The 16,208-nt window shown below is 71.0% G+C and carries 18 protein-coding genes; 8 read left to right on the top strand and 10 right to left on the bottom strand.

Annotation, left to right across the window (positions count from 1 at the left end; genetic code table 11):
* Positions 1-38: 38 nt before the first annotated feature.
* From ACZ4E1_RS15455 to ACZ4E1_RS15465, 3 genes are all read right to left on the bottom strand, one after another.
* Positions 39-347 (bottom strand): hypothetical protein, encoded by a 309-nt coding sequence (locus ACZ4E1_RS15455; RefSeq protein WP_188337772.1) that lies wholly within the window; start codon positions 345-347, stop codon positions 39-41.
* A gap of 245 nt (positions 348-592) precedes the next feature.
* Positions 593-1,963, bottom strand: coding sequence for a M1 family metallopeptidase (locus ACZ4E1_RS15460; protein WP_467539618.1), 1,371 nt, complete (start codon positions 1,961-1,963; stop codon positions 593-595).
* Positions 1,964-2,066: 103 nt separating this feature from the next.
* Positions 2,067-2,639, bottom strand: a complete 573-nt coding sequence (locus tag ACZ4E1_RS15465; protein WP_467539619.1) for a hypothetical protein — start codon at positions 2,637-2,639, stop codon at positions 2,067-2,069.
* Positions 2,640-2,829: 190 nt separating this feature from the next.
* On the opposite strand from ACZ4E1_RS15465, the gene ACZ4E1_RS15470 reads away from it, so the two are divergent.
* On the top strand, positions 2,830-3,744 hold the full coding sequence (locus ACZ4E1_RS15470) for a hypothetical protein (RefSeq protein WP_467539620.1): 915 nt from the start codon (positions 2,830-2,832) through the stop codon (positions 3,742-3,744).
* On the opposite strand, the gene ACZ4E1_RS15475 is transcribed toward ACZ4E1_RS15470, so the two are convergent.
* From ACZ4E1_RS15475 to ACZ4E1_RS15485, 3 genes are all read right to left on the bottom strand, one after another.
* Positions 3,692-4,390, bottom strand: a complete 699-nt coding sequence (locus tag ACZ4E1_RS15475) for a hypothetical protein (RefSeq protein ID WP_467539621.1) — start codon at positions 4,388-4,390, stop codon at positions 3,692-3,694. The two genes, ACZ4E1_RS15470 and ACZ4E1_RS15475, sit on opposite strands and share 53 nt — an antisense overlap.
* Before the next feature lie 159 nt (positions 4,391-4,549).
* Positions 4,550-4,867: a hypothetical protein gene (locus ACZ4E1_RS15480; RefSeq protein WP_467539622.1), complete on the bottom strand. Its 318-nt coding sequence runs from the start codon at positions 4,865-4,867 to the stop codon at positions 4,550-4,552.
* A 38-nt stretch (positions 4,868-4,905) separates the two neighbouring features.
* A complete protein-coding gene (locus ACZ4E1_RS15485) occupies positions 4,906-5,130 on the bottom strand; it encodes a hypothetical protein (RefSeq protein WP_467539623.1) in 225 nt (74 codons plus the stop codon).
* 380 nt (positions 5,131-5,510) lie between these two features.
* On the opposite strand from ACZ4E1_RS15485, the gene ACZ4E1_RS15490 reads away from it, so the two are divergent.
* Positions 5,511-6,377 (top strand): SDR family NAD(P)-dependent oxidoreductase, encoded by an 867-nt coding sequence (locus ACZ4E1_RS15490; RefSeq protein ID WP_467539624.1) that lies wholly within the window; start codon positions 5,511-5,513, stop codon positions 6,375-6,377.
* A 106-nt stretch (positions 6,378-6,483) separates the two neighbouring features.
* A complete protein-coding gene (locus ACZ4E1_RS15495) occupies positions 6,484-7,095 on the top strand; it encodes a DUF4822 domain-containing protein (protein WP_467539625.1) in 612 nt (203 codons plus the stop codon).
* Between the two features lie 40 nt (positions 7,096-7,135).
* On the opposite strand, the gene ACZ4E1_RS15500 is transcribed toward ACZ4E1_RS15495, so the two are convergent.
* A complete protein-coding gene (locus ACZ4E1_RS15500; protein ID WP_467539626.1) occupies positions 7,136-9,748 on the bottom strand; it encodes an MDR family MFS transporter in 2,613 nt (870 codons plus the stop codon).
* A gap of 157 nt (positions 9,749-9,905) precedes the next feature.
* Between ACZ4E1_RS15500 and ACZ4E1_RS15505 the strand changes: the two genes are divergently transcribed.
* Together ACZ4E1_RS15505 and ACZ4E1_RS15510 are read left to right on the top strand one after the other, a co-directional pair.
* The gene (locus tag ACZ4E1_RS15505) at positions 9,906-10,916 is read left to right on the top strand and encodes a C40 family peptidase (RefSeq protein ID WP_467539958.1); all 1,011 of its coding nucleotides are present in this window, start codon (positions 9,906-9,908) and stop codon (positions 10,914-10,916) included.
* Between the two features lie 229 nt (positions 10,917-11,145).
* Positions 11,146-11,859, top strand: a complete 714-nt coding sequence (locus ACZ4E1_RS15510) for a phosphatase PAP2 family protein (RefSeq protein WP_467539627.1) — start codon at positions 11,146-11,148, stop codon at positions 11,857-11,859.
* A 15-nt stretch (positions 11,860-11,874) separates the two neighbouring features.
* Here the strand turns inward: ACZ4E1_RS15510 and ACZ4E1_RS15515 are convergent, their stop codons facing one another.
* Positions 11,875-13,440 carry an FAD-binding oxidoreductase gene (locus ACZ4E1_RS15515; RefSeq protein WP_467539628.1) on the bottom strand — a complete coding sequence of 522 codons (1,566 nt, stop codon included), beginning with the start codon at positions 13,438-13,440 and terminating at the stop codon, positions 11,875-11,877.
* Between the two features lie 92 nt (positions 13,441-13,532).
* Positions 13,533-13,700, bottom strand: coding sequence for a hypothetical protein (locus ACZ4E1_RS15520; protein ID WP_467539629.1), 168 nt, complete (start codon positions 13,698-13,700; stop codon positions 13,533-13,535).
* Positions 13,701-13,818: 118 nt separating this feature from the next.
* Between ACZ4E1_RS15520 and ACZ4E1_RS15525 the strand changes: the two genes are divergently transcribed.
* Together ACZ4E1_RS15525 and ACZ4E1_RS15530 are read left to right on the top strand one after the other, a co-directional pair.
* Entirely contained in the window at positions 13,819-14,664 is an 846-nt protein-coding gene (locus ACZ4E1_RS15525) for an SCO4651 family lipoprotein (RefSeq protein ID WP_467539630.1), read from the top strand.
* 127 nt (positions 14,665-14,791) lie between these two features.
* Positions 14,792-14,980, top strand: coding sequence for a hypothetical protein (locus ACZ4E1_RS15530; protein ID WP_467539959.1), 189 nt, complete (start codon positions 14,792-14,794; stop codon positions 14,978-14,980).
* Between the two features lie 24 nt (positions 14,981-15,004).
* Here the strand turns inward: ACZ4E1_RS15530 and ACZ4E1_RS15535 are convergent, their stop codons facing one another.
* Positions 15,005-15,358, bottom strand: coding sequence for a metal-sensitive transcriptional regulator (locus ACZ4E1_RS15535; protein ID WP_467539631.1), 354 nt, complete (start codon positions 15,356-15,358; stop codon positions 15,005-15,007).
* 227 nt (positions 15,359-15,585) lie between these two features.
* Here ACZ4E1_RS15535 and ACZ4E1_RS15540 point away from each other — a divergent pair, with 227 nt between their 5' ends.
* Positions 15,586-16,206, top strand: coding sequence for a DUF47 domain-containing protein (locus ACZ4E1_RS15540; RefSeq protein ID WP_111665497.1), 621 nt, complete (start codon positions 15,586-15,588; stop codon positions 16,204-16,206).
* Positions 16,207-16,208: the final 2 nt, after the last annotated feature.

Raw genomic sequence — 16,208 nt, forward strand, 5'->3', positions numbered from 1 at the left:
GAAACTGACGATGCGTGAACCGGGCTAAGCGCATCGCGCTAGACGGCCATCCCGTACACGATGGTGAAGAGCGTGCCGAGGGACCCGATGATGAAGACCCCGGTGAGGCCCGCGATGATCAACCCCTTGCCCTGCTCGGCGCTGAAGGTGTCGCGCAGGGCCGTCGCCCCGATCCGTTGTTTGGCCGCGCCCCAGATCGCGATGCCGAGGCACAGCAGGATGGCCACGGCCATCACGACCTCGATCATCACGCGCGCCTCGTTGCCGAGGGTCCCGAACGGGCCCCAGTCGGGGGCGATCCCGCCGATGATGGTCGTGATGTCGCCTTTTTCGGCTGCCAGCAGCATGTGTAACTCACCGCCCCAAGTGGGTAGTTCTGTCGCCCCCGCCGCAGCGCAGAGGTCAGGCCCATTCTTCCTCAGAACGGAGCCGGTGCCCGCACACTTGGCGCCATTCCTTGGCCGAGTTCCTACGCACGCGCGGTCCCGGAACCATGGAGACGGAGATTCCGGGACCGCGCAGGAACGTATGGTCACTCTGTGTATCACGCCGCTTTACCTGGAGCAATGAACATCGGAGCGGCGTACGGGGGTCACCTGATGCGGTGGGCCTCCCAGAAGGGGCCGAGATCCTTGCTGGTCACGGCCTGTGCGGCCCGCTTGAAGTCGGCGGTGGTCGAGACCCCGTACCAGTGGTCGCGGGCGTAGTTCCGCAGCAGGCCGTCCATGGTGGCGGTGCCGATGGTCTTCTCCAGGTCCCACAGGGCGCAGGGGCCGAGGGTGTAGAGGACGCGGAACGAACCGGGGTGGGTCGAGAAGTAGGCCATGGAGTTGGTGAGGGCGGCCTCGGCGTCGGGCCAGGTGGTCCCGTACGAGCACTGTTCCTCGAGGATTCCGGCGAGGCGGAAGCTGGAGTACTGGGCGAAGCTCTCGTCGAGCCAGGGCGAGCGGTACTCGTCGTTGCCGACGATCCCGTACCACCACTGGTGGGCGATCTCGTGGACGGCGGCGCCGCCCTCCTCGGTGGTGCCGAGCAGGACGAGCCCCGGGTACTCCATGCCGCCGGGGAACCCGGGCGTCATGACGAGGTCGAGCTCGCCGTACGGGTAGCGGCCGAGGGAGGCGCCGAGCGCGTCGACGGCGGTGGCGCCGTCGCGCCGGTTGATGCGGACGCCCTCGGCGGGGGTGTCCGGCGACCAGTAGGACCGGACGCGGACCCCGCCCGGAGTGGTCTCGTTCGCGGTGCGGAACGGTCCGGCCGCCCACGCGAAGTCCCGTACCTTCCGCGCGACGCTACGGGTGAGGGCGCGGCCGGGGGCGCCGGGGCGGGTGGTGGTGCGGCCGGTCGCGGGGACCTTCAGGGCGGTCGGGTGGTCGAGCGTGACCCGGAAGTCGCCGGCCAGCGTGTAGAAGCTCTCCAGGCTGCTCGCGTACGGGTCGAGGTGCCAGCCCGTCGCGTCGTGCACGGCGAGGACGGGGAGGGCGTTGCCGAGGAACCGGAAGGCACCCTCGCGGCCGAAGCGCTCGGTGCGGTCGGGGACGGTGAGGGTGACGTCGAAGGAGACGGTGGCGCGTCGGCCCTGCTGGAGCGGTGCGGGCAGTTCGACGCGCAGGGCGGTGCAGTCGACGGTGAGCGGGGCCGGGGTACCGCCCCGCACCTTGGTGACCTTGACGGCGGGGGCCGCGCAGCCGTCGGGGCCGTTGCCCCACAGCCGTACGTAGACCTCGCGCAGGGGCTTCGATGAGGCGTTCCGGAACGACACGCGCTGGCGCCCCGTCCAGCGGTCGCCGGTGGCGTCGGAGCGCAGGGAGACGTCGTAGCGGGGGCGGTCGGGGGTGGCGGCGGTACGTGTGCCCGTACTCCTGCCCGTTTCCGCGCCGGCCCCGCTGGTCCCGGTCGCGGCGACGGAGATGACCAGGCCGAGACCAACGAGCAATCTGCGCAGAGAAGTTGACGGCGACATGGCCGGAGATCGTGCCACAGGGGGTGCCTGACGGGCCCCGTTGTGCGGCAAAGTGACCGGGGCGGTTCCGCTACTGGCCGGGGACGTACGGGGTTTCAGTCGGTCATCTTTGATCCCAGATGGGGAGGCCGGGGGCGAAATGGGCGAGGGTGGCGGTCAGTTGCCGCTGGTCCAGGCGCCAGCCGCTGACCGGCCGCGAGGACACGACGACATCGGCAGGGACCGGGACGATGTGCGCTCGGGCCAGGTGGGCCATGAGGGCACGGGACCTGGGGCCGTCGCCCGGCAGTGCCGGACTGCCCTCGCGCCGGACGACCCCGACGTAGGGCATGGAGGTGCCGGGCCCGACGTGCTGGCGCCACAGAACGATGCCCGTGATGTCGGACCAGGGGACGTGGGCGGAGCCCGACCGGTGTCTCAGGGCGGCCCCGCCGAGCAGCACGCCCGTCTCGTCCACCCGGAACGCGACCTCGCGGCTCAGCGCCCCCCACGCCATGAGAAGCGCGGCCCCGCCGAACAGCGGCCAGCCCAGAACGCGCAGGTACAGCGACATGCCCGGGAGGAACAGGGCGGCGCAGAACAGGACTGCGAGGGTCACGAGTGCGATGGTCCTGCGGTTCCAGCCGTAGCGTGCCTCGTACGTGGGCGCGTGCGTGTGCGGGGTGTGATCGGCCATGGACGGATGATGGCAAGGGGCCGTGCTCGGCGGAAGGCGATGTGACGCCTCGCCGAGGTCTCCTTCCGATCACGTACGTAACAGCCCGGAACCCGCGCAACCGCCGGTCCGGGGTCGCGCATCCTCGCCGGTGTCCTCGAGAGACGCGGGGGCGGCGTGATGTTCGAGCTCGATCGGGTGGACGACGGGGATGAGTGTGCGGCGGGCAGTGGTGTGGGCGGCGGCGGTGCTGTTGCTCGGCGTGACGGTGGCGGGCTGCGGCGGAGAGCGGGCGAAGGCGAAGGAAACCGCGCGTTCGGCGTCGCAGAAGCCGGACTCGAAGACGATCGACTCCGACGACGACCACACGGTGCTGCGCCTGTCCGACGGCCGTGAACTGTCCCTGACCTACGCGAAGGGCCGGGGCCTGGAGGCGAAGCACCGCGGCGCGGCCGCGGAGGCCTGGTCCGCGCCGAAGACGGTCTACGCGACCACCCAGGACCCGTGCCAGGGCATCGAGGCGAAGGCGTACCGGGGCACGGTGTGGGTGGTGGCGGGCTTCGGCCCGTACTGCCGGGACGGCGAGGAGCCGCAGGACGTGCTCGCGGCGGTCGGCACGGATGAGCTGTCCACCTGGGCCACGAGCGTGGTGTCGGACCAGGGCTTCGATCCGAAGCCCCGCGTCCGCGACGCCGGCACGCGGGTCGATTTCGTGGACCGCAGCTGGATCGGCACGACGACGTTGACCTGGAAGAAGCTGTCGGGCTTCGCTTCACCCACGGAGACCTACCGCCCCATCCACCAGTGGTTCGTGGGCCGTTGGCGCTCCCAGGACGGCACCCAGCAACTCACCATCGACCAGGCCGTCGGAAACCGAAGCGCCCGCCTGACCATCGCCTCCCTCACCGGCCCGCGCTGCAAGGGCAGCGCGATGCTGACGGGCCTGGACCAGCACGACCTGACGCTCAACAACTTCAAGCTCGAAGAGGGCACCAAGACGGCGTACTGCCCGCCGGAGGACGAGACGGAGTATTCGTTCGCGGTGGACTCGGCCGACGGGCCGTTGCGCCTGGTCAAGATCGGTAATCACCCGAAGACGGTGCGGACGTACGAGCGGGCGGAGTAGGACGGCTTGTCGTGCCGGGCGAGGGGACCAGAGCCCCTTCCTGGCTGACGGCGATCCGTTCACCGTCACCGTAGAGCTGCACGTGCCGCCCGGCCGGGCGCAGGTCCGCCTCGTCGAGGAACTCCGTCTCGTCCTTCCCCTCGACGTGCAGGCTGTAGTACCAGGCCCTCTGGGCGGGGGCGGTGTGGCCGTCGTAGTCCGGGTGCCCGACGATCACGTCCGCGCCTACCAGGCCGAGTTCGCGGGCATCGGCGGAGTCGCCGACCCGTACGACGTCACCTGTCTCGAAGCGGGGCGCGGCGGCGGCTTCCCTCTCGCCGGCCTGGGCGCCGTACACGGCGGGGTGCAGGAAGACGCCGCCGTGGACCGGCCGCTGCCATTCGTTGCGCCCGGTGAAGCCGAGGTCACGCAGGCAGTCGGGCGCCGAACCGTTCGGCGTGATGTCGATGTCGAAGTGCAGCATCTCCGGAGTGCGGTGGAACGGTCCTCGGGCGTGCACGATCACCGTGCCGTGAGGTTCGAGCGCCGCGCGAAAGTGCTCGGTGAGTTCAGCCTCTTGCCGGGGCGTGGCCTCGGCCCAGAGGGCCAGCCAGACGAGGCGGTAGGGCGCGAGGGCGGCGGTCAGGTGCTGGCTGTGGGTCGTCATGAGTCAGCGGGGCGCCGGGAGGAGATGGTCGAACTCGCCTGCTCCATATTCTTCTCCGGGTATGACTCGAGAAAATCCATCAGATCCTCCGTCTGCAATCGGAGCTGCGATCCGGGGGCGGTCCTGGAGAGGCGTCGCCGGTAGATGTGGATCAGGTTGTCACGGTCGACTCGTCATCCGGTTCGTACGCAGGGCTTCCAGGGCCTCTTGAGCGGTGCGGCGCAGTCGGTCCCACATCGGTGACCCTGTCATTGCTTCATCCGTCCACTCGGCGTCCGTGCCGTCGCTCATCTCGGCCAGGAGCGAGTCGACCTCCTGGAGTCGCGTGCCTACCTCGTCGGGCAGCGCGCCCCGCGAGACCAGGGCAGGAACCAGGCGGTAGGCGTCGTCGAACTCCAGGGCCAGCTCATCCGGCCCGACGCCCCAGCGACGGAGATGCTCGACCTGGCGCTCAGCCGGCCAGGCGAGTCGGTCCAATGCGTGATCGAGGCGGCCGATAGCCGTTTCGGGCTTCATCAGGAGGTGGTGGTCCGCGGGGCGCCGCCGTGCTCGTCGGCGTACGCGGTCATGCGTGAGATGAGGGCCGTAGCGGCATGTGCCTGGAGCTGGAAGGCGGGAGAGGTGACGTTCACGGTGATTCCGGATTCCCCTTCCGTGAGGGAGATGTCAGCCGTGATGTCGGTCGCGAACCCGGTCAACGTGAGGGAGTGGAGACCGCTGAACGAGAGACATACCTGCACGGTATTGAATTGTTGGTCCGCCTATTTCTTGGGGGGCCTGGCAGGGTATGCGGGCAGGTCGAGGCGTAGCTCCAGCGTCGGGCCCTCCGTCTTGAGCGTCGCTTCGTGCAGGCGGACGCTACGGAGATCCGGTGGGGTGCCTCGGTAGACGGCGGTGATGCCTTCGGGGTTGTGCAGGAGCGATGTCCACCGCATCGGTTCCACTCCCCTCCCGCGGGTCCGGGATTCGATCGTGTTGCTGCTCATGGTTGAGCATTCTGGGACCCCGCCCCCTCCGCACTCCCGTTGAGTGAGATGTGCGGGGAGCTTTTGAGCAGCCTCGGGAGGTAGGGAGGGAGCGGAAGCCGGAGGGGCGGGTCGGTAGAGGGGTGGGTGGGTCGATGTCCGCGTCGGTCGAGGTGTTCTCAGGGGGTACCGCCGTCATCACCGGCGCCGGTGCCGGGATCGGGGCCGGGCTGGCTCGGCATGCCGCGCTGTCGCTCGGGATGCGGGTCGTGCTCGCCGATGTCGACGCGGAGGCGGTGGAGGAGAACTGCGCCGGGATCATCCGGGAGGGAGGGCGGGCGTCGGCCGTCGTCGTGGATGTGTCCGATGCCGAGGCCGTGCAGGGGCTTGCCGATCGGGTCGTCGAGGAGTTCGGGCCCGTGCGGGTGCTCGTCAACAACGCCGGGGTGCAGCAGTTCGGGTACCTGTGGGACGTTCCGGTGAAGGGGTGGGAGCGGGTCGTCTCCGTCAATGTGAACGGCGTTTTTCATGGGGTGCGGGCGTTCATGCCGAAGCTGCTCGCGCAGAGTGAGCCGGCTTGGGTGCTCAATCTCGCGTCCATCGGGGCCGTCCGGGCGTGGCCGTTGCAGACGCCGTACATCATGAGCAAGCACGCCGTGCTGGCTCTGACGGAGTGTCTGCATCAGGAAGTGGCCCTGGCCGGGGGCAGCCATGTGCGGGTGAGTGCCGTGCTGCCGGGGGCCGTCGCCTCCCGGATCTTCGATGACGCCCTCGGGGTCGAGGGCGGGGACCGAGGCGTCGCCGAGGCCGAGCGGGAGGCGATGTTCCGCGTGCACGAGCGGGCCATCAGCGCGGACGAGGCCGCCGAGACGATCTTCCGGCAGGCCGCCGACGGCGAGTTCTACATCGTCACCCAGCCCGCATCCGTACTCGGTGCGATGCGTGATCGCGCCGAGCAGTTGGCGGGGCGGCGCGCGCCGGCTCCCGCGCGCAGTCGGTTCAGCGAGTCGTCGGGTGAGTGAGGGCCGGGGCGCCGTCCGGTCGACCCGTGGGTCGGCTGTCCAGGGCATCCATCTATAGCCGATCGGATGACATGCCGGCCCTGGTACTGGCCATAGCGTTGAGGACATGAAGATCACTCGCATCTCCCGTCGTTCCGCTCTCACCGCGTCCGCGATCGCGATCGCCGTGTCCGCCCTCGTGCCCGTCTCGGCCATGGCCGTCGACGCGCCCGCCGCACCGGCTTCCGCCTCCGCCTCCGCCTCCACGAAGCTGAAGGACGCGTCCCCGTCCGACGTGCTCGCCTCGACCCCGTGGAAGACCACCGGCGCCGTCGACCAGGACGGCAACCGCGTCGCCCTCGACAACCCGGCCGTCTCGAACTTCGTGGGCTGGGCCTACTTCGACGCCGACGGCACGTACACCATGTACAACCTCGACGACAGCCCGAAGATGCACGGTGACTGGACCGTCACCCCCGACGGCTCCGAGCGCTGGATCAACGCGAAGGACGCGAACGGCAACGTGCTCTTCCAGCGCACCGTTCCGATCGTCCAGCTCGACAAGAACGTGTTCACCTACCGCGTCTTCCCGAACGCCGGCGACCCCAGCGTGTACTACGACATCGTGCACACCAAGACCAACCACGTCGAGCCCGGCACCGACGGCCGCGGCCCCGGCGCGAACGGCAACCAGGCCGGCAACGGCGAGTACCACTTCAACAACGGCAACGCCCGCTGATCGCGATCCGCTGAAGCGCGTCCCCCTGTCCGGGGCCGTCCTAGGCGTACGGGTGCGGAGGGTACGACACCGGGGCCGCGGCCACGGGTGGCGCCGCCGGGACCGATCGGGGGCGCGCCGGGCGGAGCAGGGCTCCGGTGAGCAGCGCCCCCAGGAAGGTGAGGGCGGCCAGCCAGTAGAGGGGCTGTGCCAGCCCCGCCTGGATCGCCGACGTCACGGCCGGCCGGACGGCCTCGGGCAGCGAGGACACCGTCGGGATCACGCCCTTCCTCACCTGGGAGAGCAACGCCGGGTCGGAGGAGAGCGAGTCCTCCAGGTGGGAGGCGATCGTGGAGGCGCGGACCGTGGAGAACACGGTCCAGCCGAGCGAGGCGCCGAGCGTGGCCAGGGTGACGGCCGCCGCCGCGCCCCCGCCCGCGTCGGCCGCCTCGACCCCGTCGGTGGCGACCGCGTAGAGCGGTACGAGGGCCAGGCCCAGGCCGAGACCCATCACGAGCGTGGCCGGGAGCGCGGTGCGGCCGGGGTGGGAGTTCATCGCGTCCAGCAGGCTGAGGATCACGAGGCCGGCCGCGGCGATCGTGAGGCCTGTCGCGGCGAGGACCCGCGGGGCGACGCGGTGCAGGAGGCGGGCGGAGATCTGCGTGGCGCCGATCAGCGCGGCCAGCGGCACCGGCAGCATGGCCAGCGCGATCGCCATGGGGTCGTACCCCGATGAGGAGGGGGAGAGGGCCAGGCTGCGCCACATCATCAGGCCGGGCAGGAACGACGTGGCGAGGCCGGCGAGAAGGAGGCCGGCCAGGGCGGTGAGGCGGCCCCGGTCCGTGAGGACGTACGCCGCGATCAGCGGATCCGCCGCCTTCGCCTGCTGCCAGACGAAGCCGAGGAGCAGCACGCCGCCGCCGAGGAGGGGAAGCAGCACCGGGTCCTCGCCCTCGGTGCCCAGCGCGTTCCAGAGCCCGTACTCGAGGGCCGTCACCGCGCCGCAGCCGAGCAGCACACCCGGCAGGTCGAAGCGGGGGACGGTACGGCGCGGCCGGTCGTGGACGAGCTTGGCCGTGCCGAACAGGGCGAGCACGGCGAGGAGGGCGCCGCCGTAGAAGAACAGGCGCCAGGACGCGTACTCGGTCAAGGCCGCGCTGTACAGGTGGCCGAGGAGCGTGCCGCCGCCGGCGACCGTGGCGTAGACGCCGAAGGCCCGCCCGCGCGCCTTCGGCTCGGGGAAGTTGACGGAGACGAGGGCGAGCGCGGCCGGAGTGAGGAGGCCGGCGCAGGCGCCCTGCACGAGGCGGGCCACGAGCAGCATCGAGCCGTCGGTGGCGGTCCCGGAGACGGCCGAGGCGAGCGCGAAGCCGGTCAGGCCGATGACGAGCACGCGCCTGCGGCCCGTCAGGTCGGCCAGGTGACCGCCGAGCAGCAGGAGGCCGGTGAAGGCCAGGTCGCTGCCGAGGAACAGCCACTCCTGTGTGCCGGACGAGAGCCCGAGGTCGCTCGTCGCGGTCGACAGCACGGACGTCGCGACCTGGCCGCCCAGCACGAGCAGCTGGACCAGTGCCAGGACGGCGAGCCCCCACCAGCGCCGCGGGTGCGGGACCGCGGGGTCCGCCACCGGCACCGTCGGCGCGTACGCGGGCGGCGGCGGAGTCGAGGGAACAGAAGCGGGAACAGAAGCGGGTACGGACGTGGGCGGGGCGCCGAACTGCCCCGGGACGCTCGGCGCCGGATCCACCCGCGTCGGCACCGGTGCCTGAGGCGTCGCCGGCGCGTAGTCGAGGAGCTGGGCCGCGTGCCGGCCCAGCTGGGCGAGGACCGGACCCGGCAGCCATTCGCCGTCGCTCGCCGGAACGGTCGCGTCCGCGATCTCCCGCAGGGAGGGCCGCGCGGCCGGATCCTTCGACAGGCACGCGCGGACGAGCTCCACCAGGGACGCGGGCACGCCCGTCAGATCCGGCTCCTCCTCGGCGACGCGGAAGAGGTGCGCGTTCAGTCCGGACTCGCCCGCGCCGAACAGCAGCCGGCCCGTCGCCGCGTGCACCAGGACCGCGCCGAGGCAGAACACGTCGCTGGCCGGGGTGAGTTCGAGGCCGCGCACCTGCTCGGGCGACATGAAGCCGGGCGAGCCGATCAGCATGCCGGTGCGGGTGTGCAGGCTGTCGCCGGTGAGGGTGTCCAGGGCGCGGGCGATGCCGAAGTCGATGACGCGCGGGCCGTCTACCGTCACCAGGACGTTGGACGGTTTCAGGTCACGGTGGATCAGGCCCGCGTCGTGCACGGCCTGCAGCGCGCTCGCGAGCCGGTGCGCGAGGACGCGTACGGAGTCCTCGGGCAGCGGGCCGAAGTCCTTGCCGACGACCGTCGTCAGGTCCGGGCCGGGGATGTACTGCGTCGCCACCCACGGCAGCGCCGCGTCCGTGTCGGCGTCGAGCACGTCCGCCGTCCACGCCCCGCCGACGCGCCGGGCGGCGGCCACCTCGCGGGCGAAGCGGCGCCGGAACTCGGGGTTCGCGGCGAACTCGGCCTGGACGACCTTCACGGCGACGGTCCGGCCGGCCTCGGAGCGGCCCAGATAGACCAGTCCCATGCCGCCCTCGCCGAGCCGGCCGATCAACCGGTAGGGGCCCATGTGCGTCGGATCGGAGGTGATCAGCTGGTCCACGCCGGAACTGTAGGGGTGCCGCCGGGCCCCCGGCAGGCGATTGACCGAGCCGGGACGCGGACCGGCCTGAATATGCCGGAATGTGTCCCGGTTCCGGGGCCGCCTCCCGCTTAGACTGGGCGGCTGGTGACTCCCGTGGGGTGAAGGGCGGTTGACGGTGCGTAAGGCGTGGATCGTCGCGGGATCGGCCGCCGCCGGAGGCACCGCGTTCGTGACCCTGCTCGTGGTCGGCACGTACATGGCCGCGGGCAGCCTCGTGAACGGGGTGGGGAAGGGCGCCGTCGGCCTCGCCAAGGGCTCCGTACCGACCGCCTACCAGCCACTCGTGCAGAAGTGGGGCAACCTCTGCCCCGCGATCAACCCGGCGCTCCTCGCCGCGCAGCTCTACCAGGAGAGCGGCTTCAACCCGAACGCGAAGAGCCCCGCGAAGGCGTACGGGATCGCGCAGTTCATCCTCGGCACCTGGGCCGCGCACGGCGTCGACGGCGACGGCGACGGCGACAAGGACATCTGGGACCCGAACGACGCGATCCCCTCGGCGGCCTCGTACGACTGCAAGCTCGCCTCCTACGTGAAGGACGTGCCGGGCGACGCGACGAAGAACATGCTCGCCTCCTACAACGCGGGCGCGTACGCGGTGATCAAGTACAAGGGCGTGCCGCCCTACCGCGAGACGCAGAACTACGTGAAGACCATCACGACGCTGGAGAAGAGCTTCGCGCGGCCGGTCGGCCGGGTGGACCCGTCCCGGCAGGCCGCCGCCGCCATCTCCTACGCGCAGAAGAAGCTCGGCACCCCCTATCTGTGGGGCGGCAACGGCACGGCCGACCAGGGCGGGCGCTTCGACTGCTCCGGGCTGACGAAGGCCGCGTACGAGACCGTGGGTGTGCGGCTGCCGCGCGTCGCCAACGACCAGTACAACGCGGGGCCGCACCCCAAGCGCGACGAACTGCTCCCGGGCGACCTGGTGTTCTTCTCCGACGACCTCGGCAACAGCCGGGCGATCCGGCACGTCGGCATCTACGTCGGCGGCGGCTACATGATCGACGCGCCGCGGCCGGGTGCCGTGATCCGCTTCGACCCGGTCGACACCCCGGACTACTTCGGTGCGACCCGCGTCACCGAGGACGGCGCGCAGGCGCTGCCGACCGCTTCGCCCGAGGTGTGAGTTCCCGCCGGACACGACCGGAACTCTCCGTAAAGTCCTGGCCCTGAGCTGCGGTTTTCTGTCTCTCTTCGATAACGTCTGCGTGATCATTCGGTGGAGTTGGAACGTAAGGAGCGGGGGCGTGCGTTCCTCTTGCAGAACCGCCGCACAATGGGCGGGACCGCATCACAACTGCTCGACCGAAGACAACGACCACGGGGGTGGCTGAAGACGAAGGGGCCGCAGAGCTATGGCTGGACTCGAGGCGATCGAGAGTTCCGGGTCGAACCCTGACGTCACGCTGCTCTACGACATCAACGGACTGACCGACTCGACGCCCGGCTGGGCCGACAAGCTCATGGAGTTCGTCGGCGAGTACGGCATCCTGCTCGGCCTCGTCCTCGTCGTGCTGTGGTCCTGGTGGGGCGCGCGCAGGCGCGGCGCCCTCGACGACGCCGCCTCGTCCGTGGCCGCCGTGGTCTGGGCCCCGCTCGCCGCCGCCGTCGCCGTCCTCGTGAACGTGCCGATCCGCGGCTTCGTCGAGCGGCCCCGCCCCTTCAAGGACCACGAGGGACTGACCGTCCTCATCAACGGGAAGAACGACTTCTCGTTCGTCAGCGACCACGCCACCCTCGCGATGGCCATGGGCGTCGCCCTCTTCGTCGCGAACCGCAGGCTCGGCCTGGTCGGCATCGGACTCGCCGTCCTCGAAGGCTTCTGCCGGGTCTTCATGGGCGTCCACTACCCGACCGACGTCATCGGCGGATTCGCGCTCGGCACCGCCGTCGCCCTGCTGCTCTCCCCGCTCGCCTCCGCCGTGCTGACCCCGCTCGCGCGGGCGATCGGGCGGACCCGCCGCATCGGCCGGCTCGTGTGGGCGCCGAGGCCCGCGGCACCGGAGCCCGGCGCGGTCGAGTTCCCCGAGTCCCGGGACCCCGCGACGGAACGGGACCTGGCGGCGTAGCCCACCCAGCTACAGCTACAGCGACTGTGGGAAAGAGAAGAAGCCCGTCGGGTCGTACCGGCGCTTGACCGTCGACAGCCGGGCCACGGCCGGCCCGTAGTACGCCTGCTTCCAGTTCGTCAGCGTCGGGTCCGTGTAGTTCTGATAGGCCGCCCCCGACGCGTACGGGCGCATCACGTCATGGGTCTTTTTCAGCCAGCCCCGCGCCGCCGTTCCGGAGGTGCCCGGGCGCCACGACACGATGTACTGCGCGAGCATCCGCGAGCGGCGGTGCACGAACGCCGTCGCCGTCGGATCCACCCGGTTCACCGCGCCGCCCAGCGCCGTGAGCGCCACCGAGCCCGCGCCCTCCGCGACCCGCTCCAGCTGCCGCAGCAGCGTCCGCACCCCCGCGTCCGACAGGGAGCGGTCGAAGAAGTCCGAGTGCGCCGCGTACGTCTCCCGCTGGAGCGCGCCCCGCGGCGAGCGGCCCGGCGTCGTACCCGGCAGATGGCACAGCTCGTCCGAGCCGAACGAGGAACAGCCCGCGTAGACCTCCATCGACTCCTCGTACGAGCGGCGCTTGAGCGAGACGGAGGTCGCGGGGCCGGGACCGCCGGGGCCGTCGGCGAGCCGGTCGACCGCGTTCTGCAGCTCCGTGTACGAGCCGAGGGAGAACGCCGCGATCGAGATCGTCGGGCCGCCCCCGGCCGCGCCCGCGATGTGCAGCGAGGACCAGATCTCGTCCGGCTGGTCCGGGCCCCAGCGCTGCCAGGCCTTGAGCACCGTGGCGGCCTTGGCCCACGGCCAGGTCATGTACGCCGAGACGGCCTGCGGCGCGGGATGCGTTTTGTAGCGGAGCTCGGTGACGACACCGAACTGGCCGTTGCCCGCGCCGCGCAGGGCCCAGAACAGGTCCTTGTTCGTCGTCGCGTCGGCGGTCAGCTGCTTGCCGTCGGCCGTGATCAGGGTCGCGCCGGTGAGACTGTCGCAGGTCAGTCCGTACGCGCGGGAGACGACGCCGTGGCCGCCGCCGAGGGTCAGGCCGGATATGCCGACCGTGGGGCAGGAGCCCGCCGGGATCGTGACGCCCTTCGCGGCCAACGCCCGGTACACGTCGATGAGTTTGGCGCCTGCGCCGATCACCGCGCTGTTTCCCGAGGGGCGCACCGAGCTCAGCCGCGACACGTCGAGCACGATCCGCCCGTCGCCGGAGGACCAACCGGCGTACGAGTGCCCGCCGTTGCGTATCGCGAGCGGCACCTTGCGGGAGCGGGCGTACGCCAGGACCGTACGGATGTCGTCGGCGCCCGCGACGTAGGCGACCGCCGTCGGCTTCAGGGAGTCGTAGCGGGTGTTGTAGAGCTGCCGGGCCGCCGCCCACGCCGACTGCCCCGGCCGTATCAGCCCGCCGTCGAGGTCCCGGGCCAGGCCCGCGAGGTCCGCGGCGGCCCTCGTGGACGTGTCGGCGCTCGCGGTGCGGGAGCGGATGGGGGCGGTGGCGCTGCGGGAGACCGTGCCGCCGCCGCCCGAGGTGCAGGCGGCGGTGACCCCCGTCGCGAGTGCTGCCGCCGATGCCGCGATGAAGCCGCGCCGTTCCATACCGACCCCCTTGTTCCCCACAGGAGACGAGCAGCGGCGGCGGCGGGTTCCGTCAGGGTTCCCCGGTGTTCCCCGGGATGTCCCGCGGCGCGTTACCCGCTGTGCTCCGCGCTGTGCTCTTCCGCGTCCGTACGGGCCCTGCTGCGGGCCCTGCGCGCCGGGCCGCGCCAGCCGCAGGTGCAGCGGGCCAGGCAGAAACGACCCTGCTCCACGACCGTCGCCGTGTGTCCGTTCTTCTCTTGTGTCTCCTCGTGCGCCACACGGCCACGGTAGCGGGCGCACGTAAACCCCCCGTTCGCGTGACGGCCGTCCCTACCCGTCGTTAACCGGTCGACAGCGGCCCGCACACGCACGGACAGGCTTGGGGGTAGGCAAGCGATGGTGGTGCAGCAGCACGGGCGCCGGGTGAGGAGCGCGGCGGCGGCCGTGGCCGTGGCCGGGATCGTGACGGGGGTCGCCGGCTGCGGCGGCGGAGCCGAGGCGGGGGACCGGAACGCGGATCCGACCCAGGCGGTGCACCGCGCCGCCGACCGGCTGGTGCGCGAGGGCAGCTCCGAGGCGACGACCTCGATGGAGATGGCCAGCGGCGGGACCCGGGTCACCATCCGCGGCGCCGGCGTCTACGACTACCGGGCGGGCAAGGGCCGGCTCAAGGTGCGGCTGCCGCAGGACGCGGCCGGCGCCGAGGAGCACCGGCCGATCACCGAACTCCTCGCCCCCGGCGCCCTCTACATGAAGAACCGGGGCGCGGGCGTGCCCGCCGACAAGTGGGTGCGCGTCGACACCGCCTCGCTGGACGACGGGAACCTGGTCACGGGAGGCGCCACCGATCCGCTGGCCGCCGCCGAGCTGCTGCGCGGGGCGCGGGACGTGACGTACGTGGGCGACATCGACGTCGCGGGCGTGCCCACCCGGCACTACCGGGGGCGGGTCGATCTCGCGGCGGCCGCCGCGGCCGCGTCCGCGGGGACGAGGGCGACGCTCGCCGCCGCGGCGAAAGGGTTCAGCAAGGAGCCGGTGACCTTCGAGGTCTACCTGGACGAGGGCGGGCTGATCCGCAAGGTCAGGCACCGGTTCACCTTCGACGGCGACCGGCACGGCGATCACGGCCGCAAGAACGCGGTGGTGTCCTCGACGACGCTGCTCCACGACTTCGGTACGAAGGCGAGCGTGCGGCTGCCGGCGCGGGGGGACATCTTCTCGGGCCAGGTCGCGGAGCAGTAGGGGACCGTCCTGGCCCGGCGGGGTGGCGGAAATGGTTCTTCCGTGCCATGCCCGGGGGATCGCCCGGTCCCTACCCTGGGAGCTGTCCGGCGACGGCCGGACGGTGATCGGCGACAGGGAAGAGGTGATGATCGTGGCGCTCCCGGCCGGTACGGCGGTGCAGGACCACGTCGCCCTCGCCGAGATCGAGCTGTGCGGTGAGCTGATCATCGCGGCGTCCGCCGTGGAGGAGCGGCTCAGCGCGGACCGGATCGACGAGGTGCTGCGGGTCGCCGAGGCGCGGTCCCGCGACGAACCCGATCGGCGCGGCTGCTGATCGTCCCCCGGGACCGGGGCGGTCTCAGGTGCGCAGCAGCCGGGCGATCGCCTTCGTGGCCTCCTCGACCTTCGAGTCGATCTCGTCGCCGCCCTTGACCGCCGCGTCGGCGACGCAGTGGCGCAGGTGCTCCTCCAGAAGCTGCAGCGCGAACGACTGCAGGGCCTTCGTGGAGGCCGAGACCTGGGTGAGTATGTCGATGCAGTAGACGTCCTCGTCGACCATCCGCTGCAGGCCACGGATCTGGCCCTCGATGCGGCGCAGGCGCTTGAGGTGCTCGGCCTTCTGGTGGTGGTACCCGTGGATGCCGCGGTCGTGGTCGGTCACGATCTCGCCCGCGGGCTCGACCGGCTGCTCGGTGTGTGACGTGTTCGTCATGTCCGTGGTCTCCGTCGTCACCGTGTCCGACCTCCCGTGTCATGCTGTGATCCGTATACCCCTGGTGGGTATACGGTACCGGATTTTCCGGGCCTGTGGCGGCTTGGCCGGGCCCCGTGCCGATCACTGTGCCTGATGGGCGACACTGGGGTAACGCCGGTTAGCCGTGGCCGGATGATGCGCCTAGCATCAGCCTGACCGAATCCAGAGCACCCCGAGGACCCCTTGTGCGCTTTCGTCTGACCCCCAGGGAGACGAGCTTCTACGACATGTTCGCCGCGTCCGCGGACAACATCGTCACGGGCTCGAAGCTCCTGATGGAACTGCTCGGGGCGGATTCCTCCGCCCGGGCCGAGATCGCGGAGCGGATGCGGGCAGCCGAACACGCCGGTGACGACGCCACCCACGCGATCTTCCACCAGCTCAACTCCTCGTTCATCACGCCGTTCGACCGCGAGGACATCTACAACCTCGCCTCGTCCCTCGACGACATCATGGACTTCATGGAGGAGGCCGTCGACCTGGTCGTCCTCTATCAGGTCGAGGAACTCCCCAAGGGCGTCGAGCAGCAGATCGAGGTTCTGGCCCGGGCGGCCGAGCTGACCGCCGAGGCCATGCCGAACCTGCGCACGATGGACAACCTCACCGAGTACTGGATCGAGGTCAACCGCCTCGAGAACCAGGCCGACCAGATCCACCGCAAGCTGCTCGCGACGCTCTTCAACGGCAAGTACGACGCCATCGAGGTGCTGAAGCTCAAGCAGATCGTCGATGTGCTGGAAGAGGCGGCCGACGCCTTCGAGCACGTGGCCAACACGGTGGAGACCATCGCCGTGAAGGAGTCCTGAGG

Source organism: Streptomyces sp. NPDC025806, assembly GCF_055558275.1.

Coding starts and splice junctions, on each gene's coding strand:
- ACZ4E1_RS15475 (WP_467539621.1), bottom strand. CDS start 4,390: ATGACGACCCACAGCCAGCACCTGACCGCCGCCCTCGCGCCCTACCGC.
- ACZ4E1_RS15495 (WP_467539625.1), top strand. CDS start 6,484: ATGAAGATCACTCGCATCTCCCGTCGTTCCGCTCTCACCGCGTCCGCG.
- ACZ4E1_RS15515 (WP_467539628.1), bottom strand. CDS start 13,440: ATGGAACGGCGCGGCTTCATCGCGGCATCGGCGGCAGCACTCGCGACG.
- ACZ4E1_RS15465 (WP_467539619.1), bottom strand. CDS start 2,639: ATGGCCGATCACACCCCGCACACGCACGCGCCCACGTACGAGGCACGC.
- ACZ4E1_RS15525 (WP_467539630.1), top strand. CDS start 13,819: ATGGTGGTGCAGCAGCACGGGCGCCGGGTGAGGAGCGCGGCGGCGGCC.
- ACZ4E1_RS15490 (WP_467539624.1), top strand. CDS start 5,511: ATGTCCGCGTCGGTCGAGGTGTTCTCAGGGGGTACCGCCGTCATCACC.
- ACZ4E1_RS15535 (WP_467539631.1), bottom strand. CDS start 15,358: ATGACGAACACGTCACACACCGAGCAGCCGGTCGAGCCCGCGGGCGAG.
- ACZ4E1_RS15530 (WP_467539959.1), top strand. CDS start 14,792: ATGATCGTGGCGCTCCCGGCCGGTACGGCGGTGCAGGACCACGTCGCC.
- ACZ4E1_RS15455 (WP_188337772.1), bottom strand. CDS start 347: ATGCTGCTGGCAGCCGAAAAAGGCGACATCACGACCATCATCGGCGGG.
- ACZ4E1_RS15460 (WP_467539618.1), bottom strand. CDS start 1,963: ATGTCGCCGTCAACTTCTCTGCGCAGATTGCTCGTTGGTCTCGGCCTG.
- ACZ4E1_RS15510 (WP_467539627.1), top strand. CDS start 11,146: ATGGCTGGACTCGAGGCGATCGAGAGTTCCGGGTCGAACCCTGACGTC.
- ACZ4E1_RS15470 (WP_467539620.1), top strand. CDS start 2,830: ATGAGTGTGCGGCGGGCAGTGGTGTGGGCGGCGGCGGTGCTGTTGCTC.